At 37.5% G+C, this 26625-nt stretch carries 25 protein-coding genes; 20 read left to right on the top strand and 5 right to left on the bottom strand.

Translation table 11 applies throughout. The features are described from left to right. Positions 1-152: 152 nt before the first annotated feature. Genes J5X96_RS07025 through J5X96_RS07015 form a run of 3 tightly spaced genes read right to left on the bottom strand, consistent with a single transcriptional unit; the run spans position 153 to position 3413 of the window. On the bottom strand, positions 153-896 hold the full coding sequence (locus J5X96_RS07025) for a YdcF family protein (RefSeq protein WP_209362613.1): 744 nt from the start codon (positions 894-896) through the stop codon (positions 153-155). Positions 897-927: 31 nt separating this feature from the next. Then, on the bottom strand, positions 928-1893 hold the full coding sequence (locus tag J5X96_RS07020) for a polysaccharide pyruvyl transferase family protein (protein ID WP_209362611.1): 966 nt from the start codon (positions 1891-1893) through the stop codon (positions 928-930). Then, the gene (locus tag J5X96_RS07015) at positions 1890-3413 is read right to left on the bottom strand and encodes an oligosaccharide flippase family protein (protein ID WP_209362609.1); all 1524 of its coding nucleotides are present in this window, start codon (positions 3411-3413) and stop codon (positions 1890-1892) included. The genes J5X96_RS07020 and J5X96_RS07015 overlap by 4 nt, the downstream gene beginning before the upstream one ends. 136 nt (positions 3414-3549) lie before the next feature. On the opposite strand from J5X96_RS07015, the gene J5X96_RS07010 reads away from it, so the two are divergent. The 20 genes from J5X96_RS07010 to J5X96_RS06915 all read left to right on the top strand — a co-directional run bounded on the left by J5X96_RS07010 (position 3550) and on the right by J5X96_RS06915 (position 23696). After that, on the top strand, positions 3550-4320 hold the full coding sequence (locus J5X96_RS07010; RefSeq protein WP_305852106.1) for a glycosyltransferase family 25 protein: 771 nt from the start codon (positions 3550-3552) through the stop codon (positions 4318-4320). 8 nt (positions 4321-4328) lie between these two features. Further along, complete coding sequence (locus J5X96_RS07005) at positions 4329-5528, top strand: hypothetical protein (RefSeq protein WP_209362608.1); 1200 nt, start codon at positions 4329-4331, stop codon at positions 5526-5528. Further along, a complete protein-coding gene (locus J5X96_RS07000) occupies positions 5521-6402 on the top strand; it encodes a glycosyltransferase family A protein (protein WP_209362606.1) in 882 nt (293 codons plus the stop codon). Before J5X96_RS07005 ends, J5X96_RS07000 begins: the two co-directional genes overlap by 8 nt. 77 nt (positions 6403-6479) lie before the next feature. Beyond that, positions 6480-7283, top strand: coding sequence for a glycosyltransferase (locus tag J5X96_RS06995; protein ID WP_209362604.1), 804 nt, complete (start codon positions 6480-6482; stop codon positions 7281-7283). Between the two features lies 1 nt (position 7284). Further along, a complete protein-coding gene (locus J5X96_RS06990) occupies positions 7285-8403 on the top strand; it encodes a lytic murein transglycosylase (RefSeq protein WP_209362603.1) in 1119 nt (372 codons plus the stop codon). Between the two features lie 22 nt (positions 8404-8425). Then, positions 8426-9229, top strand: coding sequence for an exodeoxyribonuclease III (gene xthA / locus J5X96_RS06985; protein WP_209362601.1), 804 nt, complete (start codon positions 8426-8428; stop codon positions 9227-9229). Further along, positions 9229-10017, top strand: coding sequence for a TIGR01619 family protein (locus tag J5X96_RS06980; RefSeq protein ID WP_209362599.1), 789 nt, complete (start codon positions 9229-9231; stop codon positions 10015-10017). The genes xthA and J5X96_RS06980 overlap by 1 nt, the downstream gene beginning before the upstream one ends. 106 nt (positions 10018-10123) lie before the next feature. Then, positions 10124-11185, top strand: a complete 1062-nt coding sequence (gene rffG / locus J5X96_RS06975; protein ID WP_209362598.1) for a dTDP-glucose 4,6-dehydratase — start codon at positions 10124-10126, stop codon at positions 11183-11185. 80 nt (positions 11186-11265) lie between these two features. Next, positions 11266-12138, top strand: a complete 873-nt coding sequence (gene rfbA / locus J5X96_RS06970; protein WP_209362596.1) for a glucose-1-phosphate thymidylyltransferase RfbA — start codon at positions 11266-11268, stop codon at positions 12136-12138. Further along, on the top strand, positions 12138-13016 hold the full coding sequence (rfbD, locus tag J5X96_RS06965) for a dTDP-4-dehydrorhamnose reductase (protein ID WP_209362594.1): 879 nt from the start codon (positions 12138-12140) through the stop codon (positions 13014-13016). The genes rfbA and rfbD overlap by 1 nt, the downstream gene beginning before the upstream one ends. Positions 13017-13028: 12 nt before the next feature. Beyond that, positions 13029-13604 (top strand): GTP pyrophosphokinase, encoded by a 576-nt coding sequence (locus J5X96_RS06960; RefSeq protein ID WP_209362593.1) that lies wholly within the window; start codon positions 13029-13031, stop codon positions 13602-13604. Further along, positions 13601-14146, top strand: coding sequence for a dTDP-4-dehydrorhamnose 3,5-epimerase (gene rfbC, locus J5X96_RS06955; protein ID WP_209362591.1), 546 nt, complete (start codon positions 13601-13603; stop codon positions 14144-14146). Before J5X96_RS06960 ends, rfbC begins: the two co-directional genes overlap by 4 nt. After that, entirely contained in the window at positions 14139-14918 is a 780-nt protein-coding gene (locus J5X96_RS06950) for an ABC transporter permease (protein ID WP_209362589.1), read from the top strand. Before rfbC ends, J5X96_RS06950 begins: the two co-directional genes overlap by 8 nt. Continuing rightward, complete coding sequence (locus J5X96_RS06945; RefSeq protein ID WP_209362587.1) at positions 14918-15661, top strand: ABC transporter ATP-binding protein; 744 nt, start codon at positions 14918-14920, stop codon at positions 15659-15661. The genes J5X96_RS06950 and J5X96_RS06945 overlap by 1 nt, the downstream gene beginning before the upstream one ends. 8 nt (positions 15662-15669) lie before the next feature. After that, positions 15670-18129 (top strand): glycosyltransferase, encoded by a 2460-nt coding sequence (locus tag J5X96_RS06940; protein WP_209362585.1) that lies wholly within the window; start codon positions 15670-15672, stop codon positions 18127-18129. Positions 18130-18133: 4 nt separating this feature from the next. Beyond that, positions 18134-19087, top strand: a complete 954-nt coding sequence (locus J5X96_RS06935; RefSeq protein WP_209362583.1) for a glycosyltransferase — start codon at positions 18134-18136, stop codon at positions 19085-19087. After that, on the top strand, positions 19080-19955 hold the full coding sequence (locus J5X96_RS06930) for a glycosyltransferase family 2 protein (protein ID WP_209362574.1): 876 nt from the start codon (positions 19080-19082) through the stop codon (positions 19953-19955). Before J5X96_RS06935 ends, J5X96_RS06930 begins: the two co-directional genes overlap by 8 nt. A gap of 9 nt (positions 19956-19964) precedes the next feature. Continuing rightward, entirely contained in the window at positions 19965-20888 is a 924-nt protein-coding gene (locus tag J5X96_RS06925) for a glycosyltransferase family 2 protein (RefSeq protein WP_209362572.1), read from the top strand. After that, positions 20885-22303: an undecaprenyl-phosphate galactose phosphotransferase WbaP gene (wbaP, locus tag J5X96_RS06920; protein WP_209362571.1), complete on the top strand. Its 1419-nt coding sequence runs from the start codon at positions 20885-20887 to the stop codon at positions 22301-22303. Before J5X96_RS06925 ends, wbaP begins: the two co-directional genes overlap by 4 nt. Before the next feature lie 55 nt (positions 22304-22358). Further along, positions 22359-23696, top strand: a complete 1338-nt coding sequence (locus J5X96_RS06915; protein ID WP_209362569.1) for an NAD(P)/FAD-dependent oxidoreductase — start codon at positions 22359-22361, stop codon at positions 23694-23696. A 41-nt stretch (positions 23697-23737) separates the two neighbouring features. Here J5X96_RS06915 and J5X96_RS06910 read toward each other — a convergent pair whose 3' ends face one another. Both J5X96_RS06910 and J5X96_RS06905 read right to left on the bottom strand, forming a co-directional pair. Beyond that, positions 23738-25051, bottom strand: a complete 1314-nt coding sequence (locus J5X96_RS06910) for a hemolysin family protein (protein WP_209362561.1) — start codon at positions 25049-25051, stop codon at positions 23738-23740. A 597-nt stretch (positions 25052-25648) separates the two neighbouring features. Next, positions 25649-26599, bottom strand: coding sequence for an alpha/beta hydrolase (locus tag J5X96_RS06905; RefSeq protein WP_209362560.1), 951 nt, complete (start codon positions 26597-26599; stop codon positions 25649-25651). Positions 26600-26625 lie beyond the last annotated feature (26 nt).

Genomic DNA, 26625 nt, shown 5'->3' with positions numbered 1-26625 from the left:
CATTAAATAAAAAGAACGTTACCAAAGCAATAAGCGTAGTGCGATGCGGTGTGTCATATTTTGCGAGATGGATCGAAAATCAAAAGAAAGGGGATAAAAAATACGCCCTATTTGGGCGTATTCGGCAAATCAAAGTGCGGTCGAAAATGAGATTATTTTTCTTTCCAATAACCGATCCACTCTTTCAGTAATTGCATATTTTTTGCCATTGCACCGGCTTGAGGTACAAAGTGCATCATGTTTAATCCGTAAGAGTCCGGAGTAATGCCTTCGCCTACGCTTGCCGGCAAGACATCAAAGCCTTGCTGTTGAAACAAGAGTTTTGCCCGTTGCATATGCCATTCATTCGTCACCAGAATGATTTTATGGATGCCTTCTTTTTCTAATAATTGACGGGTGTATAAGGCATTTTCTTTGGTGGTTAAAGATTTTTCTTCTAGCCATTTCGTCGGTACATTAAAGAAAGTCTGTAATTCTTCTGCAGAAACTTTGCCTTCTGAGGCTCCGGTTGGGCTGACACCGCTAATCAATAACGGCAGTTGCGTTTCTTTTTGTAAATAAGCCGCGTAGCGCAAACGTTCTAGTTGTGTGGCAGAAGATGCCAGTGGTGCATAGAGTTCTTTGCTATCACGCACACCGCCACCCAATAAAACAATGGCTTGAGCCTGTTTATAATCGTTTAAGGTTAAATGATCTTCGGTGACTAAGCTGTCTTTTAGCATTTGTACCGTATAGGGAATGCTGACCAGATAGAGCAACACAATGCCGAAAAAAGCACAAAGTCGGCTTAACATTTTGCATTTAAAGAATGAAAATAAAAGCGAGAATAGCCATAAAATCAAAATATTAAATGGCGGTAGCATCATGGCGGTGATGAGTTTTTTAAGTTCAAACATGATTTCATTCCATTAATCAATGCACGACATCTTATTTGTGTTGGGTGTAAAACGCAACAAAATCCAGTGCTTTTGTCCATAAATTGGCGTAGCCGGTGTTTTTGCCGTAAGAGTTATCGCAAACCACATTTGGAATTTCCAATAAACAGGAAAAAATATGTCCGTGCAGACGCGTCGTGGTGATGTTGTCATAACTTAGGAAGTTTTTTGCTACCCGTTGCACAATGCGTAAGGTATAGTTTTTCCAGTATTGATGAACAAGATCTTTTAACCGACTGATATCGTGCCGCTTGGCGAATTTAGCTAAACGCCAGCTTACTGCCAAGACGAAGTCATCCTGACCGGATAAAATGTCATCCCAATCTTTGATATGGCTGCCGGCAGGCAATTTTGCCGTAATATTTTTTTCGATATCGCTGGCTTCAATGTCTTTGCGTAAGAAATATAGCGATTGTCCGGTTTGGGTGTTTTTTGTCGGTAACGTGCCGTACAGTTCATGCGCCATGTCTGGTGATAAATATACGTTTGGTGAAAACTGTTTAAAGGTATTTGCCGTTCTTTCATCACGTGCCAGCAAATGACAATCTTGATGTTGCATGAAAAGTGCGGCGGATTTTTCCAACGTTTCTTGGCTTTTATAGAAAAGGGTTTGTGGTAACACAATCACCCGATTATTCGGGAACGTCCGTATAATGGTTTCCCGTAAATTTTGGTGCTGTGGATAAAGATCACCGAAATTACCACCGCCGTGTAATAAAATGGTGGTGTTTGGTGTAATTTTCTGTTTCAGTTCTTCGATGTCCATATCGAATTCACTGCGTTTTAAGGCCACATGAATATGATGATCCGTAAAAAACTGTTCTGTTCCGTGATAAATCAATAAATCGCCCACGTTTAAATGCAACGGGTAATCAAGATAAAAAACATCGTTTTTATCTTTAATTAAATCTGCAATCGGGGCTAACTTGTTTTTTAAATCAATGAGTTGTTGATTCATCTTTTTACTCTTTTTCTTAAATAGCTAAATAAAAAATCTTTTTCAGTTTTGTTGAGTCCCATTACGAGAATCACTGAAATTAACACAACTTCAAGCAGGATAGCTTCTCCTACGAATTCAAAGAATGAATAAGTGTGTTGGGTATCCGAGAAATAAATTAAGCCTAATAATAAGGCAAAAACCAAGCTGATATTTGTTAAGTATGAGACAAATTCTTTGCGATTAAATTTAATTTTTTTGTTTATAAAGTAGAGGCGATAAAGCTGCATGAAAAGTGCGGTGCAGAATTTTCCAATAAAGGCATAGACCGGATTGTAGCCTAACGTGAACAGATAATAGGCAAGCGGCACCGTGCAAAGATCGATAATCGCTAAGATAACGTTGTATTGTTTAATGGTTTTTGAGCCGATAGCTAACGCCGTCATCCAAAACGACCCCGCCATGGCACTAATAAGGGAACAAACAAGCGTGGCTTGTACCAGTTTATCGGTGTACATCGGCACATTATCGCCCAACCAGAGGGTCAGTAAGGTATGACTGAAATACAGCACCGGCGCGGATAAAATAGCGATTAAGTAGAAAGAATATTTTGAGGTGCCCAAGATCAACTTTTTATTTCGCTCATAGTCTTTTGCCGCATAGGATTGCACCAGTTGCGGGTTAAACGCCACTTGGAAGTTGTTCACAAAACTATACACGGCGGTATCCACTTGCGTCGCAATACCCACCGCCGCATTTGCGGCAACGCCGAAGAACAGGTTGGTCACCATATTCAGCCCTTGCGTTGAACCTACATAAGCCAGTTGCCCCACCAGCATCCAGCCGGAAAAGCTCATCATTTCTTTGGTGGTATGCCAATCTTTCTCAAAATGGAAACGGGTTTCCGTGTAGAAAGCCTTGCGTGTGAAACGAAAATAAAGGGTAAACACCAATAGGCTGACACACAACAACAAGAGGCTATAAGAAATCAGTTTGTCGTAGTGTTCGATATGCATCAAGATAAAGATCGCCGTCAGTTTAAAGGCGGTTTCTGCCAATCCTAGCCAAGCATAAAAAGCCATTCTTTCATGGGCAACAATCATGGCGTTAAAAGGCACTTTGATAATTTCAATCAAGGCAATGACCAAGGCGACCTGATAAACAATATTCGCCGCTTGCATACGTGCGGCAGGAATAATTAATTTATGATTAAGGAACCACAGCCCAACAGTTTCTGCCAATAGTACCACAACCAACATAATCAATAGGTGATTGAGAATACTGATGTTAAAGACTTTATTAATGCGCTTGCTGTCGTTTGAGGCTTTTTCGACGTTAATGAAACGTTGTGTGGTGGCGGTCATGGTGCCGTTAAAGAAGGAGAATAAAATCACCACGCCCATGACAATGTTGTAGATCCCGAAATCTTCCACACCCAATACGCGCAACACCACGCGTGAGATATACAGCATCGCGCCCATATTGAACAACATACGAATGTAAAGAAAGAGGGTGTTTTTAGCAATGGTTTTGTTGGACATCGGGAAAATCGAACTTGTGTTTTTGCCGTAAAATAGGTGGGGGATTATAGATTTCTTTAGTATAATCAGCAATCTTTTATGCAACTATTTCCCCTTAATAGCATCAAATGGGAAACGGATTTTAACTGAGATAATTATGAATAACTATTTGATTTCACTCGATAAAGATGTTCAGCGTCGTGAGCTGTTTTTTGCTCAACCCTATACTGCCGATTTCGCGGTTTTTTCAGCGATTAATACCATGCAAAAAGAATGGGATGCGTTGGCAGAGGTATTTAACCCAACGAAGTTTGAACAGCATTATGGGCGCAATGTCACAAAAGGCGAAATTGGTTGTACATTAAGCCATTTAGCGGTTTATCGCCAGATCGTAGAAGATCAAAATGTGATGGAAAATGACTATGCGTTAGTCTGTGAAGATGACGCCTTGTTCAATGCAAATTTGTCGCCAAAAACGACCGCACTTTTAACTGAAAAGTGCGATGCGGATATTGTATTAATCGGGCAATCAAAAATTGCGGACTTTGACGATGTAGAATTAGAGATTAATTATCCAACCACCTTTTCTTTTTTACGTCAAACCGTTGGGGATGTTACCGTCGCGTATCCGTATAAAAGTTATTTTGCCGGCACGGTGGCATACTTAATTAAAAAATCTGCGGCACGTACATTTTTAAAACAACTCGAACAGGAAAAACCGTTTTGGCTTGCCGATGATTTCTTATTATTTGAAACCCAATTCCAGATTAATAACAAGGTGGTTCGTCCGCTTGTGGCGATTGAAAATCCACAATTAGTGAGTAATTTGGAAGCGATTCGTGGTTCAAAATCTAATAATTTAGTGAAGAAATTAATGAAATATCCGCTCAAAAAAATCTTAGCGGTGAAAAAGAATTTAGGAAAATAACGTAAAAAATGACCGCACTTTTTAACCTTTTTTATCTTTACGATCCTTGGTTGTTCCATGTCGTACGAATGTCATTCGTTGCAGGCCTCGCCGCATTGGTTGTCTTGGCGTATCAGTACGTTAAAAAGCAGAAACCGCAAGGCATTATTTTGCCTTTAGACAGTCTTGCTGTTTTAGGCGGATTGATTATTTTCAGTGTGATTCCGTTATTGCTTAATGGCACAAAAGATCTTTCTGTCATCATCATGTATGTGAAAGCACTGATTTTATTTATCTTTGGTGTGGGGCTTTATAATGCCTTTTACGCCAATGCAAATGGTCAACAGAACGTGGTGCGTGATTTGCAAATTGGCGTGGTGGTGCAGTTTATCGTAGGCGTGATTGGCTTACTGGGCGTGTCATTTATGATTGATTTCTTACTTTCAACCAATGCGGTGTTGCCTGCACGCTTTTATGGTTCAGAGCAGGAATATCGCTTATATAACATCACCGCAACGGCCTTTTTCCAGTTGAGTTTATTCTATTTAATGCTGTTGCATTTTTTACTGGCTTACAACGCTAAACATAATACGCTTCCAAGTGTTTTAGTGTTTTTTATGCTATGTATTGGGTTGATTTCAGGACGTACATTCCTCCTCTTATCCGTCGTGAGCATTTTAGTGTATTTCAAATGGCGTTATGTGCCATCCCTAATAGCATTCGCCGTTTTAGTATTATTATTGGCCTATTTCTTACCAGAAAATCCTTATGTTGCACATGCTTTAGAGCCTGTGATTAATTTATTACACGGTGCAGGATTTGTCAGTTCGTCAACGGATACCTTGATGAAAAACCACCTCTTTATGCCAACACTCAAGCAGTTCATTTATGGCGATGGGATGTACATGACGGGTGAGTTAGAAGTTGGCCGTTATTATGGTCATACGGACTCTGGTTTCTTACGTCAGATTCTTTATGGTGGCGTGTCTTATGCCTTAGTGTGTTTTGCCGTGACATTTTATTTTGTCCGCAAAGTCGCCTTAAATTGGTTTGATGGCAGCTGGAAATTTATCCTTTCTGCCTTTGTGATTTTAGCGTTCTGTAACATCAAAGCAGACACCTTTGCTTTCCCTGGCATTATGTTCGTGATGTTGATGTTCTTATCGCTTTTTGGCACTCACGGTAAACAGCTTATTTTATTTAAACAAAAGGAGCCAAAAGATGTTTAGTATCATCGTGCCTTCTTATAATCGGAAAGAAGAAATTCCTGCCTTATTGGAAAGTTTAACCAAGCAGACTTCCTATAATTTTGATGTGGTGATTGTGGATGATTGCTCGAAAGAACCCGTTGAAGTCACACAATCTTATCCATTCTCGGTTAACCTTATTCGTAATGAAACCAATCAAGGGGCAGCAGAAAGCCGTAATATCGGGGCAAAAAATGCCTATCATGAGTGGTTATTATTTCTTGATGATGACGATCGTTTTGCAAATGATAAATGTCAGAAATTATCTGATGTGATTGCCGAGCATCCCGATGTGAATTTTATTTATCATCCGGCTAAATGCGAAATGGTCAATGAAGGTTTTACGTATGTGACTTCACCTATTGAACCACAGGAGATCAGCGTTGAACGTATTTTACTCGCCAATAAAATCGGCGGTATGCCGATGATTGGGGTTAAAAAAGAGCTGTTTTTAAAAATAGGTGGATTATCGACCGCACTTCGTTCTTTGGAAGACTATGATTTCTTGCTGAAGCTTGTACAAGATCCAACGTTTAAAGCGTACAAGGTGGCAGAACCATTAACTTACTGTACTTTCCATACCAAGCGTTCTAGCGTATCAACAGATACAACCAATACGCAAAAAGCGATTGATTATATCCGTGAAAATTATGTGAAAACGGCAGAGCAAGAAAAGCATTTTGCTATCAACGCACAATATATGTTGGCTTACCCACATATAATGAATTTATCCCGTAAAGCGGCTTTTTACTATTTTGAGATTTTTAAATTGACAAAAAGTATTAAGCAGCTAGTCATTGCCTTTGTGGTTTTAATTTCACCGAAATTGGCAATTAATTTGAAACGGTTTATGTAAGTAGCGTGCAACTTGTTGCACGAATTTTATTTTTATGTCGGTACTTTGATGCAACAAGTTGCATCCTACGGAGATATATGAAATTTTCAGTTTTAATGTCCTTATACATTAAGGAAAATCCACACTATTTAAGAGAATGTTTTGAAAGTTTAGTGGCTCAAACCCATCCAGCAGATGAGATTGTGTTGGTGTTTGATGGTGCGGTAACGCCAGAATTAGAAGCCGTGGTTTCTGAATTCGAAACCAAATTACCCTTAAACTTAGTGAAGTTGCCAAAGAACTTAGGCTTAGGCAAAGCGCTTAATGAAGGATTGAAACATTGCTCGTATGATTGGGTCTTCCGTATGGATACCGATGACATTTGTGTACCGGAACGCTTTGAAAAGCAAGTGGCATTTATTGAACAACATCCGGAAACGATCATTTTCGGCGGACAAATCGCTGAATTTGGTGACAATGTGAACGACATTGTGGCATATCGTCATGTGCCGACTGAAGCGCAAGAGATTGTAAAATTTACCCAAAAACGTTGTCCGTTCAATCACATGACGGTGGCGTATCAAAAAAGTGCGGTCATTAATTGTGGTGGATATGAAGATTTACAAGAAGATTATTACCTGTGGATTAAGCTTGTAGCACAAGGTCAAAACGTGGCGAATTTGCCGGATATTTTGGTGTACGCCCGTGTCGGTAACGGCATGGTAGGACGCCGTCGTGGTTTAAATCAAGCGAAAGCAGAATGGCGTTTATTTAAATTGAAATACCGTCTAGGCATTCAAGGCTTATTTTCCGGATTGTTTACGTTTGCCTTGCGCTTTGGTTCCCGCTTAGTTCCAACCGCCTTATTACAACGGATTTACCAAACATTTTTGAGAAAATAATATGATGAAATTGACAACCTTTTTAAAATTTTCTTCCATTTTGACCGCACTTTCGTTAGCCGGTTGTTCAAGTGATGTGACTTCTGCTGCATCGGGCAACGGGATTCATCGTGTAGATCTTCATGCGAGCTACAATAAACCGCGCACCTTAGAAAACTTTCAAGACTATGTGAATTTCTTGAAAGGCAAAGCCGCTGCAGAAGGCGTATCGGTGGCTGTATTAAATGCACAAAATAACATTAACTACATCCAAAAATCCGTGGATTTGGACGATCAACAAGCAGGACGAATTCGTAAACGTGATCCTAATGCACCGCCGGTAGTCAATCCCAATGGCACGACCAATTACTTAAATCGTGTGTTAACTCAAAACAAAGTGGATATTGCGGTCTCAAAATATTGGGCACAACTACCGCAACTGGAAAAAGCAAGCCGACGATTTGGCGTACCGAAAAATTATTTGATGGCGTTGTGGGGTATGGAAAGCAGCTTCGGCCATTATCAAGGCAAGTATGACGTGTTATCTGTGTTGGCGACCTTGGCATTTGATGGTCGCCGCGAAGCCTTATTCAGTAAAGAATTTATTGCTGCCATGAAAATGCTGCAACGGGATCATATCCAACGCCACCAAATGTTGGGTTCTTGGGCAGGTGCCATGGGGCAAACGCAATTCATGCCAAGTTCTTATTTGAATTATGCTGCTGATGGAAACGGCGATGGCATGAAAAATATTTGGACAGAACACTATGACGTGTTTGCTTCTATCGCCAATTATTTGCACACAGAGGGCTGGAATCCGAATTTGCCTTGGGGCGTTGAAGTGACCGTAAATCAGCCGATTGATATGGCACTCTCCGGCACGGAAGAGGGGAAACAGCGTCGCTTAACCGATTGGCAAAATCGAGGGGTTAGCCTGAAATTCCAAACACCGGAAACGCAGCAAAAATTGACCGCACTTTCTCAAACGGATCTGTGGTTGGTGAGACCAGATCGGGAATTAGGGCGAGCGTTTTTAGTATCAAATAACTATCGTACGCTATTGCATTGGAACAAGTCGAATTATTTCGCGATCAGTATCGGTATGTTTGCCGATAGAATTCAACAACGTGTAGGCGAGTAACACAATTAAATAAGGAATGAATATGAAAGTGATGTCATTTAACATCAATGGATTAAGAGCAAGACCCCATCAATTAGAAGAAATTATTAAGAAATATCAACCGGATGTCTTGGGGTTACAAGAAATTAAAGTGGCGGATGAAGTCTTCCCTTATGAGTTGGTGGATCATCTTGGCTATCACGTCAACCATTTTGGTCAAAAAGGGCATTATGGTGTGGCTTTGTTGAGTAAACAGGCGCCGTTATTGGTGAGAAAAGGGTTCCCGACCGATGATGAAGAGGCGCAAAAACGTATCATTATGATTGATTTAGCCACGCCGTTTGGGCAATTAACGGTGATTAACGGCTATTTCCCGCAAGGTGAAAGCCGTGAACATCCAACCAAATTCCCGGCAAAACAAAAGTTCTATGCGGATTTACAACGTTATTTGGAACAAGACCACAATGCACAAAACCCGGTGATCATTATGGGCGATATGAACATCAGCCCGTCTGATTTGGACATTGGTATTGGCGAAGAAAATCGCAAACGTTGGTTGCGCACCGGTAAATGTTCTTTCTTGCCGGAAGAGCGCGAATGGTATCAGCGCTTATATGCGTATGGCTTGAAAGACACTTTCCGTTATTTGAATCCGACAGTAAATGACAAATTCTCGTGGTTTGATTATCGCTCCAAAGGATTTGATGATAATCGCGGTTTACGCATTGACCATATTTTGGCAAATAAAGCGTTGGCAGCACATTGCGTGGATGCCGGGATTGCTCTTGATATTCGGGCGATGGACAAACCATCAGATCATGCACCTATTTGGGCGGAGTTTAAGTGATGCCATTAAAAAATCCTGAACAACATTGGCAAAATTACCGTACGGTTATCAATGGCAATATGGCCTCTTGCACCGTGAATTTAGATATTTTTGAACAATTTACCTCTGATAAATATAATAAAATTGTACAGGTTTCATTGCCTTATGAGGGGGATGAAAATACGCTGCCAACATTAGATGAACATCATCGAGTGGTTAAAGAATTATTCAAAATTTTGGTGCAAATTTCGGCATTGTCAGAATTGCTTTATGCTGGGCATATTTTCACGGAAGGCTATTTAAAGCTTTATTTTTACTGTGATGAAACCACCGCACTTTTCGATGTACTTGATCAATTTAAAGACGACATTGAAGAGATTACGGTGCAAGAGGATCCAAATTGGGATACCTACTTTGATTTTTTATTGCCATCACCGTTAGAAATGAAACTCAATATGACAGAAGAAATTTTGTCTATGTTGCTACAAAACGGCAGAGATCTTGCGGACACTTACCTTGTTGAGCATACCTTCCATTTCGCAGAAGAGCCACAAATGTTCCAGTTTATGGAAGAGGTCAATTTGAGCGATCTTTCCTACAATACGATAAGCTACAGCAGCGCCCCAATGATTTTTGAGGATGAAGATGACAACGAAGGGTTATATATCGTTAAAATCGAACAGGAAATGACGTTAGATAACGATGATATTTTCCGTTATGTGGAGCAGTTTGAACGATTGGCGGAAAAATTTTCCGGTGAATATGTAGGCTGGGAAAGCGATACGATAAGCCAAGGAAAGGTGAATTAATGGTGGTGAGGGATGTTTATAAATTTACGTAAAAAAAGAGGCATTCTTTTTTTTCAATGTTCCTGTATAATTAGTAGAACTTATAACAAAAAAGATGAGAAAAATTATGAAGAAAATTTTAGTTACCGGTGGTGCGGGGTTTATTGGTTCTGCGGTTGTTCGCCATATTATTGAAAATACACAAGACAGCGTGGTGAATGTCGATAAGCTTACTTATGCTGGAAATCTAGAATCCCTGGAATCTGTGGAAAATAATCCACGTTATACTTTTGAACAAGTTGATATTTGCGATGCTAAAGCATTAGCGCGTGTATTTGAACAACATAAGCCTGATGCAGTCATGCATTTAGCGGCAGAAAGTCATGTTGACCGTTCTATTGATGGGCCTGCTGCTTTTATTGAAACAAATATTGTTGGTACTTACACGTTATTGGAAGCCGCGCGTGCTTATTGGAATACGTTAAGCAATGAGAAAAAAGTAGCATTTCGTTTTCATCATATTTCAACAGATGAGGTGTACGGTGATTTAGAGGGAACAGATGATTTGTTCACTGAAACGACACCTTATGCACCTAGCAGTCCTTATTCTGCATCTAAAGCCTCTAGCGATCACTTGGTTCGCGCATGGTTGCGTACTTATGGCTTGCCAACGATTGTGACCAATTGCTCAAACAACTATGGCCCATTCCATTTCCCAGAAAAATTGATCCCATTAATGATTTTAAATGCACTAGATGGAAAGCCATTACCAGTTTATGGAAATGGTCAACAAATTCGTGATTGGTTATTTGTAGAAGATCATGCACGTGCATTATATAAAGTTGTCACGGAAGGTAAAGTAGGCGAAACCTATAATATCGGTGGGCATAATGAAAAAGCGAATATTGACGTGGTTCGCACTATTTGCCAGCTATTAGAAGAGCTTGTTCCAAATAAACCTAAAGGCGTGGTGAAATACGAAGACTTAATTACTTATGTGAAAGATCGTCCTGGCCATGATGTACGCTATGCAATTGATGCAACCAAAATTAATCAAGAATTAGGTTGGAAGCCACAAGAAACTTTTGAATCAGGTATCCGCAAAACGGTAGAATGGTATTTAAATAACAAAAAATGGTGGAGCCGTGTATTAGATGGCTCATATAACCGTGAGCGTTTAGGTAATTAATAATTTATAAGCGGTGAGTTTTTTTAAGGAAATTTATAAAGAATATAATAAAATCTAACCGCACTTTTAAAGGTACACTAATGAAAGGTATTATTCTCGCTGGTGGTTCTGGAACTCGTCTCTATCCCATTACTCGAGGAGTGTCTAAACAGCTTTTACCGGTTTATGATAAACCGATGATTTACTATCCACTTTCAGTATTAATGTTAGCGGGTATTCGCGATGTTCTTATTATTACTACCCCCGAAGATAATGACAGTTTCAAGCGCTTATTAGGTGATGGTTCAGACTTTGGGGTGAATTTACAATACGCAATCCAACCAAGCCCAGATGGTTTAGCCCAAGCATTTCTTATTGGTGAAAAGTTTATTAACGGCGACAGTTGTTGTTTAGTGCTTGGTGACAATATTTTCTATGGTCAGCACTTTAGCCAAATGTTGCAAGAAGCGGTAGCTCAACCTTATGGCGCAACGGTTTTTGGCTATCTAGTAAAAGATCCAGAGCGTTTTGGTGTAGTAGAATTTGATGAAAATTTTAAAGCGATTTCGATTGAAGAAAAACCCGCACAACCAAAATCTAATTATGCAGTAACCGGTTTATATTTCTATGATAATCGTGTAGTGGAATTCGCAAAACAAGTGAAACCATCCGAACGTGGCGAATTGGAAATTACTACCCTTAACGAAATGTATTTAAACGATGGTTCGCTCAATGTGAAATTACTTGGGCGTGGTTTTGCTTGGTTAGATACCGGTACTCATGAAAGCTTGCATGAAGCAGCTTCATTTGTGCGTACCATTGAAAATGTACAGGGTTCACAAGTGGCATGTTTAGAAGAAATCGCGTGGCGTAATGGTTGGCTTACTTCCGAACAAGTGGAAAAACTTGCCAAGCCAATGGCAAAAAATGAGTATGGTCAATATTTGTTGCGTTTAATTAAGGAGAACAAATAATGGCAAAATTTCTCATTACAGGAGCGCATGGGCAAGTAGGCTATTGTTTGGTGCAACAACTACAAGGTAAACATGAGATTCTTGCTTTAGATCGTGATGAACTGGATATTACAGACGAAAGTGCGGTTAAACAAGTTGTCAAAAATTTCTGCCCTGATGTGATTATTAATGCAGCAGCTCATACTGCGGTGGATCGTGCTGAAACGGAAATTGAGCTTTCTAAAGCAATTAATGTAAATGGCCCGCAATTCTTAGCAGAAGCAGCAAAAACCGTTGGTGCAGCCATTTTACATATTTCAACCGATTATGTTTTTGATGGTCAGCGAGCAGGTAAATACAAAGAAACAGACGCAACAGATCCACAAGGGGTTTACGGTAGAACTAAACTTGAAGGCGAGCAAGCAGTTGCAGTGGCTAACGACAAATTTATCGTCCTTCGCACCGCTTGGGTATTTGGTGAACATGGCAATAACTTTGTCAAAACGATGCTTCGCTTAGCGAAAACTCGAGATACCTTAGGTGTAGTTGCAGACCAAGTTGGTGGACCAACTTACGCAGGTGATATTGCGCGTGCTTTAATCCAGATCGCTGAAAAAATTATCAATGGCGAGACTGTTGAATACGGTGTTTATCACTTCACTGGAGAACCTTATGTCAGCTGGTGCGACTTTGCTAAAGCAATTTTTGCCGAAGCTATTTCGCAAAACGTATTAGAAAAATCACCGCTTGTGAATGCTATTACCACAGCTGATTACCCAACACCAGCCAAACGTCCAGCAAATTCTTGCTTGGATTTAACCAAGATTCAGCAAGTCTTTGGTATTCATCCAAGTGATTGGAAAAAAGCGTTGAAAAACATTAAAGCTTATGCAGAATAAAAAGAAGGAAATATGCTTGAGAAAATAGAGCGTTTAATTGATGAAATTAACAAAGTTCATTTAGCCTTTTCAAAAGATTATTTTGAAACCAATAAAATAGAAAAAGTTAATTTAAAACATACGCTGGCAAAAGTGCCTGTTGAGCATATTTTATTTTATCGCCTTAACTTACACGAATCGATCAACGATTATTTATATCGTGCAGATTTATATGATGTGCCTTACTTTTACCGTGTAAAAACATCAGAATCTATTTTAGATAAAATTGAACGATTCGAACAACGTAGTGAAGGCTATCCTGTTAATAGCATTTTAAATGATATTTTTGGCGCAAGGATTATTGTTGACTCCAATGATATTGCACAAGTAATGGAACGATTAGATCATTGGAAAGAAAAATACGGCTTAAAAAACTGGTATTTGCGTGATAAAGATGAATATGTTGGTATTCATATCTATTTCAAAAATGCCAGCAACTTTTATTATCCTTGGGAATTACAAATTTGGGATAAGAAGGATGCCGAAAAAAATATTCAAAGCCATCGAAAATATAAACGAAAATTTGTAAAAAATAAGGATTCTCAATGAAAGTTATTGATACTAAAATCACTGATGTAAAATTATTAGAACCTCAAGTGTTCGGTGATGAGCGTGGTTTCTTTATGGAAACCTTTCGGGACGAATGGTTTAAACAAAACGTGGCAGACCGTACCTTCGTGCAAGAAAACCATTCAAAATCAGTGAAAGGCGTATTACGAGGGTTACATTACCAAACTGAGAATACGCAAGGCAAATTAGTGCGCGTTGTTTCTGGTGCAGTGTTTGATGTAGCAGTAGATATGCGCGAAAGTTCTCCAACTTTCGGACAATGGGTAGGAGAGATCTTATCTGCTGAAAATAAACGTCAACTTTGGGTGCCAGAAGGCTTTGCTCATGGTTTTTATGTGTTAACAGCTGAAGCAGAGTTTGTCTATAAATGCACTGATTATTATAATCCAAAAGCTGAATATTCTTTGATTTGGAATGATGAAACTGTTGGGATTGAATGGCCTTTAGACGGGGAACCGAGTTTATCGGAAAAGGATTTAGCGGGGAAAACATTAAGTGAGGCTATTGTATTCCATGATTAATGAGCTCAAGCATCTTTGGGATTTTAATGAATTACTTAAGCAATTAGTTTTACGAGACATTAAACTTCGATACAGACGAAGTTATTTAGGATATATTTGGAGTGTACTAAACCCATTAATGTTAATGTTAGTTTTAGTGATTGTTTTCTCAAATTTATTCCGCTTTGATATCCCAAACTTTCCAGTTTATCTTCTTTCTGCACAAATTTTATTCAATTTTATGGTTGAAGCAACATCGTCAGCAACAACATCAATAACTGGAAATGGAACATTATTAAAAAAGACTTATGTCCCTAAATATATATTTACAATTTCTAAAGTAATAAGTTCTTTAGTTAATTTAGTTTTCTCACTAGCTGCATTACTATTAGTAATGGTTTATACAGATACAGAATTTTCGGTCCATTTATTTTGGTTACCATTAATATTATTGCAAGTATTTATTTTTAGTCTAGGACTAGGAATGTTTCTATCGGCAATAACTGTATTTTTTAGAGATATTCAATATTTGTGGGGAGTTTTCTTAACAATGTGGGCATATCTAACACCAATTTTTTATCCCATTTCAATTATACCTCAAGAATATCAAGAATTATATAAAAATGCCAATCCTATGTATTGGTATTTAGAACAATTCAGAGATATTATCTTATATGCACAAGAACCAAATCTTATTTCTATGCTTTGGGGATTTTCTCTGGCTTCAATAATTTTATTATTAGGAAGCTATTTTTTCTATAGAAAACAAAATAAATTTATTTTATATATATAATGAAAAACAATATTGTTATTAGCGTAGAAAACGCAACTGTAAGATTTAATAAATCTACATCTAATATTAGTGGCTTAAAAGAATATATCATCAAGCTACTAAAAAGAGAGTTAATGTTTCAAGAATTCATTGCTTTGAAGGATATTACTTTTCAAGTAAAAAAAGGTGAATCTTGGGGATTAATTGGAACAAATGGTTCAGGTAAATCGACATTACTAAAACTTATATGTGGAATTTTGCAACCATACAAAGGCACTGTTTCGGTTAATGGGAATATAGCTCCATTAATTGAACTTGGTGCAGGTTTTGATGGAGAGCTAACTGCAAGAGAAAATATATTTTTAAATGGCGCAATTTTAGGATATAAGAAATCTTTTATGGAAGAGCATTTCAATGAAATCATAGATTTTGCGGAATTAAAAGATTTTGTTGATGTTCCTTTAAAGAATTTCTCATCTGGTATGTCTGCAAGATTAGGGTTTTCCATAGCAACAATAGTAAAGCCTGAAATATTAATTGTCGATGAAGTTTTGGCAGTTGGGGACGCTGCATTCCAGGAAAAATGCAAGAAACGTATGACTGAAATGTTAGAGGGAGGAACAACATTATTATTTGTTTCTCATTCAATTGAGCAAGTTAAAGAATTGTGCCAAAAATCAATTTGGATTGATAAAGGGCAGGTTAAATTGCAAGGTGTTACGTCTTATGTAGCTCGAGAGTATACAAAATTTATTGGAAGTTAAAATTTAATATGTGGAAAATTTTATTATTAGATACAAAAAAACATAATCCCAATCATTATTTAATGTTGGGTATTGAGTATGCGCTAAAAAAGCATAAGGACGTAGAAAGTGTAACTGTAGCTCATTATGGAAATGCTATAAATAAGGCTATTGAAAATCAATGTAACTTATTTATTGCATTTGATGGTGAAGAAATTGAACCTATTATTTGCTCTCGATTAAAGCAAATTTGTAAAAAAAGTCTAGTATGGTATGTTGAAGATCCATATGAAATTAAAATTAATATAGAAAACTCTAAATACTTTGATTTAGTATTTACTAATGATAAGGGTAGCTTAGAAGAATATCCAGGTAAGGCATTTCATTTACCTTTGGCTGCTTCAGAAGAATTACATTATTTTCCAATAAGCAACGCTAATCGCTATGATTTATTTTTTGCTGGAACAGCTTGGCCAAATAGAGTAGAAACTCTAAAAATGATAGAAGAATGTTTCTCTGATATAAAATTAAAGCTAGCTTTACCAACTAATCAATATCTACCACCAATTAATTTAAGCTTAAACCCATCTGAATATAATTGGAAAACACCAAATAATGAATTTGCTCGTTTTTCTAATCAGAGCAAAATAGTATTATCTTTACATAGAAAATTTACAGCTTCTGATGGTAAAGAAGAAGCATTAACTCCTGGTCCAAGATTATTTGAATCAGCCTTAGCTGGTTGCTTGCAGTTAATTGATCGCAACATTCCTGGCGTAAATGATTATTTCGTTGAAAATGAAGATTATATTGCGTTTTCATCTCCTGAAGAATGTATTGATAAAATTGAATATTATTTAAAACATGACGCTGAAAGAAATAAAATTGCATTATCTGCACAGGAAAAAGTTAAGAAATTTCATTTATATGAAAATCGTGTAGATTATATCTTATCTAAAGTAAAAGAGATTCCAGAAGATAAGAATGAGATTAAATTATCTATCAAAAAAAATATACTTATTGTTGCTCATAATGTTTGTAAATTCAGCCCATTTGGCGGTGTTGAAATATATATCGATATATTAAAAGAAAAAATTAATGAAGATTTTAATTGTTTTTATTATGTGCCAAATAAAGATAAAGGTGAAGGCGAAGAGTATTTATTATTAGATGGTTATTATAATATTATTGAGCGCGTTTCTTTCTTATCTCCTTTGCCAACAATAAGTGAATATATGTTAAGTTGTGAGCAAAGAGAACATAAGTTTGCTTATATTTTATCTAAATATAATATAAATCTTGTACATTATCAGCACCTAATTCGACATATTCCATCGCTGCCATTTATTTCTAAGTCTTTAGGAATTCCTAGCATATTTAGTGTACATGATTATTTCCCTATATCACATCGATTTAATCTTTTAGATAATCAGGGGAAATTTGATTTTGATAATTTTAACTCAAATATTAATAGTGATATTTTATTAGCTGATTCTGAGGGAATTCAATTTGGAAGTCAGGAAAGTCGTATTGCATTTTGGAGTCAATTATTTAAGTCATTTAACTTAATTCATTATAATTCAAGTACAACGAAGAGATATATTGAAGAAATCTATCCTGAAAATACGCTTTTAAATAATACAGTAAGAGCTATACCATATAATGGTGATTTTTCAGAGATTGCTATCTATAATAATTCTATTTCCGAGAAAGAATATTTAGATATTCTTATTATTGGTAATTTTACAAGGGTAAAAGGTGCTGATGTCTTATTAAGAGTTTTTAATATGACACGAAATAGTAAATTAAGATTCTATGTTTATGGAAGAATAGATGGGGAATTCGCTCATGCTATAAATGTATTAAATTTCCCTCATGTAACATTCTATGGAGAATATAAAAATAGCGACCTAAAAAAAGTATTAACAGGAAAAGATATATCTTTACATTTATCAACTTGGCCTGAAACATTCTGTATAACTTTATCTGAAGTATGGGCTTCTAATATCGTTCCTATTGTTACCAATCTTGGCGCATTAGGCGAACGCGTTACGCCTGAATTAGGTTATAAAGTAAAACCTAATAATGTTGGGGAAGTTGTAGATTTATTGTTAAGATTGTCTGATAACAGAGAAGAAATCTTACTCAAAAAAGAAAATATAAATAAATATAGGGAAAATATAGAAAATAAGAAATCGCATTTCGAATGGATCATTGATGTATATAGAAAGTTAGCTAATACTAGCTATTACAATACTAAAGAACATAAAAATAAGATTGATCTATTTACTTGTAATATTCACTTTTCCTCTATATTTTGGGCTAAAAAAGACAATAATCTAGAAGTTATTCCAGTTGGTATACCTAAAAATCCATTACATTTAATGCGATTTATATTAAATTATACGAAACAAAACGGTATTAAAACTACGATTTATAAAACAAAAGCCAAACTTTGTAACAAACTGAACTCATTTAGAGGCAAATAATTTAATGAAAAAAATTCTTCTGACCGGTGCTTCTCCTGACATTATCAATCATAATACAGTTATGAGGGATTATGTTTGCGAAGGTATTGAACAAGTAATTGGAAAAAAAAATGTAAAAAATGTCTCTTTAGCATATGCTGCTAAGGAACAATTAAATAACCCTTCTGATGTGGTTTTAGTATTTGGTTCTTGTATGCCAGATTTATGTAACTATTCAGAATTAAAAATAGCATGTAACAAAACAAATGCTATATTAGTTTTTTGGTTACATGATGATCCATACGAGCAAGATTATAATTATAAGATTTTAGATATTGCTGACTTTATTTTTTCTAATGATAAGTGGGCATCAAAATTTTATGAACATAATAAGTGTTTTCATCTACCTATGGCTGCTTCTAAAAAAGCACATTTTAGAGAAGTTAATAATAATTGGACGTATGATGCTTTCTTCTGTGGTGTAGCGTTCCCAAATCGTATTCAATTTTTTAAAGATGCTGGGAAATATCTTTCAAAGTTAAAGACTACAGTTAAAGGAGCAGGTTGGCCAGAAGAACTTTCTTTTACAATTAATGAAAGAATAGATAACGCTTTATTACCAGATATGATGAATAAAAGTAAGTTTATTTTTAACTTAGGAAGACATTTAGATCTTGGTAACAAAAGATTTCAATTAACAGCTTCTACACCAGGTCCAAGAACATTTGAGGCAGCAATGGCAGGAACTGTACAGCTATATTATGTTGAATCTTTAGAGATTACTGAATACTATACTGATAAAAAAGAAATTTTATTATTTGATTCTATCAATGAATTGAAAGAAATTACTTCTAGACTACTAGATAAAGACCATGAATTGATGAATATTGCCAAAAATGCGCAAGAAAGGACTATAAAAGAACATACTTATAAAACTAGAATTGAACAAATGTTATCTATTATAAATAACCATGCTTAATTATGGTGTAATAATTTGTACCTTCAATGGTGCATCTTTTATATCCTCACAATTAGAAAGTATTTTATCACAAGCCATTTTGCCACAGAAAATTATTGTGTCTGATGATGGATCTTGTGATGAGACGATTTCTATTGTGAAAAATACCTTTACAAATGCTAATTTTACTAATTATGAGATTATACAAGGTCCGAGAAAAGGCGTGATTGCTAATTTTTTGTTTGCATTAAAATATTGTGAAGCAGACTTTACCTTTTTATCGGATCAAGATGATATTTGGCATACTAATAAACTCGTTGAGTTTGCCAAGATTGCAGAAAAGCAAAATAATGCTATGCCAACACTCATTTTTAGCGATGCACGTTTGATTGATGAACAAAATAATGAAATTTCGCCAAGTTTTTTTGCTTATCAGGCTTTAAGTGTCAAATGCTTAAGTGACGATTCGATTTTGTACAAAAACTGTGTGCAAGGCGCAGCCTGTATGATTAATCGTGCCTTACGTAATCTAGCACTAGATTCTTTATCTTATACGCAACTTTCTGAACTTTATATGCACGATTGGTGGTTGGCACTGTTAGCGCGCTATTATGGTGAAATACAATTTATAAATAAGCCTTTGCTAGATTATCGTCAACATTGCCAAAATCAAGTGGGGGTGTTTAACCATAAATTGCGTCTATTTTATTATTTTATTCGATTTAAGTCTTACTGGAGAAATATTCGTCAGGCAATCCGGCAAGTTAAAATGTTTGAACAATTTGCTACACAATATGGCAAACCACATTGTTTACCTCCTTCTTCAAAAAGAGAGTACCAAAGTGTGCCAAAATTAAAGCAGTGGCTATTATCCCTTTTGCTAAAATAAGGACGAAAAATGACCGCTCTTTCGTTTGCATTATGCGTACCAACCTACAATGCGGGCAATCAATGGCAAGATTGGATTCACGCCTATCAATCCCAATCCTTGAAAGCCAGTCAAGTGATTGTAATTGATTCCTCTTCTTTTGATGAGACAGTCAAATTATCAGAAGATGCAGGGTTTTGTGTACATTCGATTTCACTATCGGCGTTTAATCACGGGGGAACGCGCAATCAAGCGGTCAAATTTTCGGAAGATTTTGCAGATATTGTGGTGTTTATGACCCAAGATGCAATTTTGGCATCTTCTGATTCATTGGTTAATTTACTTGCGCCTTTTTCCGATCCTAAAGTGGCTGCTGTTTGTGGGCGACAGTTACCACATCATAATGCAACACCGTTAGCCGCTCATGCCCGTTATTTTAACTATCCGTCTGAATCAAAAGTGAAATCTCAGGCGGATATTTCTATACTTGGAATAAAGACAGCATTTATGTCAAATTCTTTTGCGGCTTATCGCCTATCCGTTTTTGAGGAATTAGGTGGATTTCCGGATGATACTATTTTAGCGGAAGATATGTATTTAACGGCAAAAATGATTTTATCGGGGTATAAAGTTGCCTATTGCGCGGAGGCAACAGTATTTCACAGTCATAACTATACATTAAAACAAGAGTTTCAACGTTATTTTGATACTGGTGTATTTCAGCGTGATCAGGCATGGATCCAACAAACCTTCGGTAAAGCAGCCTCGGAGGGGAAAAAGTTCGTGCTTTCAGAATTAAAATTTCTATCTAAAAATGCACCGCACTTATTACCTAAAGCGCTATTATCAACATTTGCCAAATGGGTTGGTTTTAAATTAGGTTATCATTATAAAAAGCTACCTTATGCATGGTGTAGGTGGCTAAGTATGCACAAGGGATATTGGAAAAAATGACAAAGGTGCAATATTCAACGCCTCTCATCAATAAGGCAAGTTTAATTCTGACAGATTGTTGTTCGTTTGTTTTTTCGATTGTTGTTGGTTACTGGCTTTCTCCATTAGATGATTTTTCTCGCGATGTCTTAGAATTTAAAGGATCTATTTATCGTGTCGGGTCTTTTATACTCGCTATGTTGGCTTGTATTGTAATTCTTTGGATATTTTATCGCCATTATACATATAGAAAGCCATTTTGGGATGAATTGAAAGATATTTATTTCTCTATTTTTGTTATTTCTTTTATTAATTTAGCATTATTAGTTTTTGCTAAGATTCATGATCCCACCGAAACTTGGATATCTGTCTATATCGTATTGTTCCTTTGCTTTCCAATTTTTCGTTTTTTTTGTAAGAAAATCCTGAAAATAATGAAATTATGGGAAATGCCCAGTGTCATTATCGGCACAGGGGGTAATGCATTTCGTGCTTACAAAGCTATTCAGCAAGAAACCAATTTAGGTTATAAAGTAAACGCGTTTGTATCTGACCAGAAAATAGGGGTTTTTGCTAAGCATGTCGATTTTATTTCTGAGCAAGTGTTTTTGACACAATTAAATCATTATGAAAAAGTATTTATTGCTTTAGAGAGTAATGAGTCGGACTTATTGGCTTACTGGGTAAAAAAACTGTCTGCTTTGAATTTTCGTAATGTATCCATTATTCCTGCATTACAAGGTATTCCTCTTTATGGTGCAGAAATTTCACATTTCTTTAGCTCAGAAACAATTGTATTACGTATTCCAAATAATCTTGCCAAACGCTCTACTCGCTTTGTAAAACGTTCGTTTGATATTATTGTTTCTGGAGTGTTATTATTTTTGCTTGCGCCGTTATTCTTCTGTTTATTTTTAATTATTCGAAAAGATGGCGGAAATGTTGTTTATAGCCAAGTGAGAGTGGGTCGTAACTGTAAGACATTCAAATGCTATAAATTCCGTACAATGGTTGTGGATTCACAACAAGCTTTGAGAGACATCTTGGCAAGAGATCCTGAAGCTCGTCAGCAGTGGAATAAAGAATTTAAACTTAAGAATGATCCTCGCATTACACCAATAGGTAATATTTTGCGTAAAACCAGTCTTGATGAATTACCTCAATTATGGAATGTGTTTAAAGGTGAAATGAGCCTGGTTGGCCCCCGTCCTGTCACAAGGTTAGAGTTGAAGTACTACGGAGATGATCTTATTTATTATAAAATGGTCCGACCGGGCATTTCTGGTTTGTGGCAAGTTAGTGGACGTAATGATGTAGATTATTCTACTCGGGTTTATTTAGATGCCTGGTATGTAAAAAATTGGTCTTTGTGGAATGATATTGTCATTCTCGCTAAAACGGTAAATATTGTATTGAGACGTAAAGGGGCCTATTGAGCTATTGTGTAACTTTTTTGTGTTTAGTTTAATTATTTTTATTTAGGAAAAACTTATGAAAAACATCGTTATCGTTGGTGGGGGAGCCGGTGGTTTAGAGCTGGCGACTTATTTAGGAAACAAATTGGGGCGTAAAAAGCGTGCAAATGTCACGTTGATCGATCGGAATCAAACGCATTTGTGGAAGCCCTTATTACACGAATTGGCGACAGGCGCCTTGGATGATGGGGTAGAGGCGTTGAGTTATCGTGCGCATGCGCATAATCATCATTTCCATTTTGAGCAAGGATCTATGGTCGGTTTAAATCGTCAACATAAATACGTAGAACTTGCGCCGATATATGGTGAAGACGGCGATATGATTGTGGTCTCCCGTCGTATTCCTTATGATTATTTAGTCATTGCTATCGGAAGTAAATCGAATGATTTCAATACGAAAGGTGTTGCGGAGAATTGCATCTTTTTAGATAGCCCGGCACAAGCAATGCGCTTTCAACAGAAAATGTTGGAATTATTCTTAAAATTCCGTGAAAACCAAGCGTTGGATGATATTGGCGAAGAAGAAAGCAAGCAGCAATTAGCGGAGGACGGCCACATTAATATTGCGATTGTGGGCGCCGGTGCGACGGGGGTTGAGCTGTCTGCCGAGCTATATAATGCCGCAGAACATCTGTCTTCCTATGGTTATGGCGAAATTGACAGCAGTCGTTTAAAAGTTACCTTGATTGAGGCAGGCCCGCGAATTTTACCGGCTTTGCCTGAACGCATTTCTAATGATGCAACAGAAGAATTAAGCAAGTTAGGTGTAAAAGTAAAAACCAATACCATGATCGTCGAGGCAGATAAAAAATGCTTGATTACCAAAGATGGTAGCCAAATTCCGGCAGATTTAATCGTGTGGTCAGCAGGTATTCGAACTTCATCCATTACCCAAAATTTTGATGGCTTAGAAATCAATCGAATTAATCAGTTAGTTGTGAAGAAAACCCTGCAAACGACAGAAGATGACACGATTTTTGCTATGGGCGATTGCTGTTTCTTTATGCAAGATGATGGAAAGCCTATTCCGCCGAAAGCGCAAGCGGCTCATCAAATGGCCAGTTTCTGTGCGAAAAACATTATTGCCTTATTTGAAGGGAAACTGCTGAAAGAATTTAAATATAACGATAAAGGATCGTTGGTTTCATTATCTGAATTTACCGCATTTGGTGCATTAGGTGGCAAATTAACCGGTGGTTCATCGATGACCATCGAAGGTAAAATTGCCCAATGGATGTACGTTTCCCTGTATCGTATGCACCAAGCGGCTTTGCATGGGTGTTTTAAAACCGGCTTAATTATTGTAGTCGGCCGTTTAAATCGTTTCTTGCGTCCATCCTTAAAACTACATTAATTCAAACGCGTCTTTAGGTTAGCCTGCGGCAAAATGGCAGGCTAATTTATCGTTGTTTCTTCCTGCGGTAAGTCTTTACGGAAAGACACCATCAGTTGGTCGATTTTGAAATTCTCGGTGTCGATAATTTCAAATTTATAGCGATCGAACAACACGAAATCGGTTTTTTTCGGGATTTTGCGTAGCATATACATCATAAAACCGGCGATCGTTTCGTAATTTTCATCATGTGGAAAGGCTTCAATATCTAAGGCGCGTTTCACATCTTCCAATGGAGTCGCACCATCAATAAGCCAAGAATCTTCATCACGGCGGATAATTTGTTCTTCTTCATTAGAAACCAATTCACCCATCACAATGCTCATCACATCATTTAACGTTACAATTCCCACAACCAAGGCATATTCATTCACAATGATGGCAAAATCTTCACCGGTGGATTTAAACAGTTCCAGCACTTCATATAAAGACAGCGTGTCCGGTACAAATAGCGGTTTGCGCAATAAGCGGTGGTCGGTTACCTGCACTTGTTCTTCTTTTAAGAATAAGGTGAGCAAGCTGTGCGATTCCACATAGCCAAGAATGTGATCTAAACCTTTATCGCAAATAATTAATTTAGAGTGCGAATTTTTTGTTAGGGTATCCAGCACCTGTTGACGATTAAAAGTGCGGTCTAAAAACACAATGTTTTCGCGCGTGGTCATGGTAGAGGTTACGGTACGCTGTTGCATATCGAAAATATTCTCGATGAGATAATGCTCTTGGGCTTTTAGCACACCGGCCTCAGCACCGGCATCCACCACGGCGACAATGTCTTCCGGCGTCATGCTTTCTACTCGTACCGTAGAGATTTTAAACAGACGGAAAATGATATTCGCTAACGAGTCGAAAATCCAAACAATCGGCTTCAGCAGGAAAATGCAAACTTGCATAATACGCACCGTGCGCAACGCCATTGCTTCAGGATTGAGCAGCGCCAAGCGTTTTGGCATTAAATCTGCGAATAAAATAAAAGAAGCCGTGACGATGATAAACGCCAGCCATGAAGCGGCACTTTCCTCCCAAGGCGCCTCCGTGTATTGATTAATGAAAGCTTGTAAATAAACACGAATTGTTGCTTCGCCAATCACCCCGCCCAGCACGGCAACCATATTCAAACCAATTTGTACGACCGTGATAAAACGCCCCGGTTGTTCTTGTAATTTCAATACCAACGCCGCTTTGGTGTTACCTTCGTTCACCATGTTTTGCAATTTAATGCGACGTGCGCCCGCCAAGGAAATTTCAGCGGAGGAGACGATAGCACTGATAATAATCAGCAGAATTAAAATGAAAATAGCAGACCATAAACTCATCATATTTTGACTCACTCTGACCTAATGGGAAAAATGATTGGATTGTATCATAACATCATGAAACACAAGAAATCGGTTGAGGGTTTTGTCAGCTTAGGCGGAGAAGAACAATGTGACGAATATGCAATGGCATTCGCGGAGCGCGTTTAAACGTACATAATCAGAAAAATAAAGCAAATTCGAATAAGAATGAATAGGACGAATAACAATCCGCATGTAAAACGTGCGGTTTTTAGGCTCCCCTATAAGGGCCTATACTTCACAAGTCCCTCAAGGGGCTTATGAAAACCAGTAACTGTGTTTATTTTCATATCACTATTTTAGTGAATCGTAGCGTGCAACTTGTTGCACGAAATCATGGATGCCCGAAAGCGTTAAATAACGTTCCGTGCGTGGTTCCGTCGTGTAACAAGATGTATGCTACGCACAAAATCGTAAATTACGTATCGAGGTTAATTATTCGTGCAACAAGTTGCACGCTACGAGGAAGGACTCCATACGCATAGCGTATAGTTTTTATAACCAGACTTTGGTTGGCTATAAATAAAGACAAAGTGCGGTGAGAAAGTACAACATTTTTTCACCGCACTTTGATGTTTAAAATTCACAATCCTTTTGTGTTTTACAGCGAGAAAAAAGCCACTTCAAACCATCTAATAAAGCAGGCATGACACTGGTCATATGGGTTTCTTCAGGATAAATTTTACTCACAATCGCTAACTTATCATTAGGCAGCCCATTCAGTTTTTCCGCTAAATTGTTGACTTGCGTCACCATGGCGCGCTGATCTAGCTGCTTTTGTCGTTGAGGATCTTGTTTCATATAGGGCGCCAATTTTTGTTCATATTCCCCAACGGTGAAACGCACGCCAATATTCTCTTTTATGTTTTGCAGATGTTCGGAAAATGCAGGGAAATCTTGCAAAATCCGTTGCTGATTCCACCAGATTGAAGGGCTGGCGATAAGATAGTTGCGGAATCCATTCGGGTGATTAAACAAACTATATAAACTAAATAAGCCGCCATAAGAATGTCCGAAAATGTTTTGTTGCGCCGTGTTAATTGAAAAACGACGATGTAAATCCGGTGCTAATTCTTCCTGAATAAAGCGATAAAAATTTTCCGCACCACCAAATTTTTTATTGGTTTTATCGCCGGTATTATCGTAACGCCCTGACGGCGGCGTATAATCTTGCGCGCGTTCTGCTGGATTAAGAAGTTGAGTATTCGGGTAGCCGATGCCGACGATTAAAAATGGCACGGCATTGGTTTCTTGCGCGCGCGCCATCATGTTTTGCGCCATGCTGGCAGCCGCCGGAAAAAGGGCATCGCCATCTAATACATAAAGGACGGAATAGCCGATATGCTTTACTTCTCCAACAGGCATCACCTGAATGCGATAATCTTTTTTCGTAAATTGGCTGTGAAGCATATATTCTTGCGCATTAGGGATGATCGCCGGTTCTAAATTGCCGGCAGAAGTCGCTTGATGCCCCTCGGCAAGATTAAAGAAGACACCACAAGAGAGTGCCAATAATAACGGTTTCATACGTGTTCCTTTGTGAGATTTTTGCG

The sequence above is a fragment of the Aggregatibacter sp. 2125159857 genome, from assembly GCF_017798005.1.
Taxonomy (GTDB): Bacteria; Pseudomonadota; Gammaproteobacteria; order Enterobacterales; family Pasteurellaceae; genus Aggregatibacter.
This window is presented reverse-complemented; position numbering and strand designations above follow the sequence as displayed.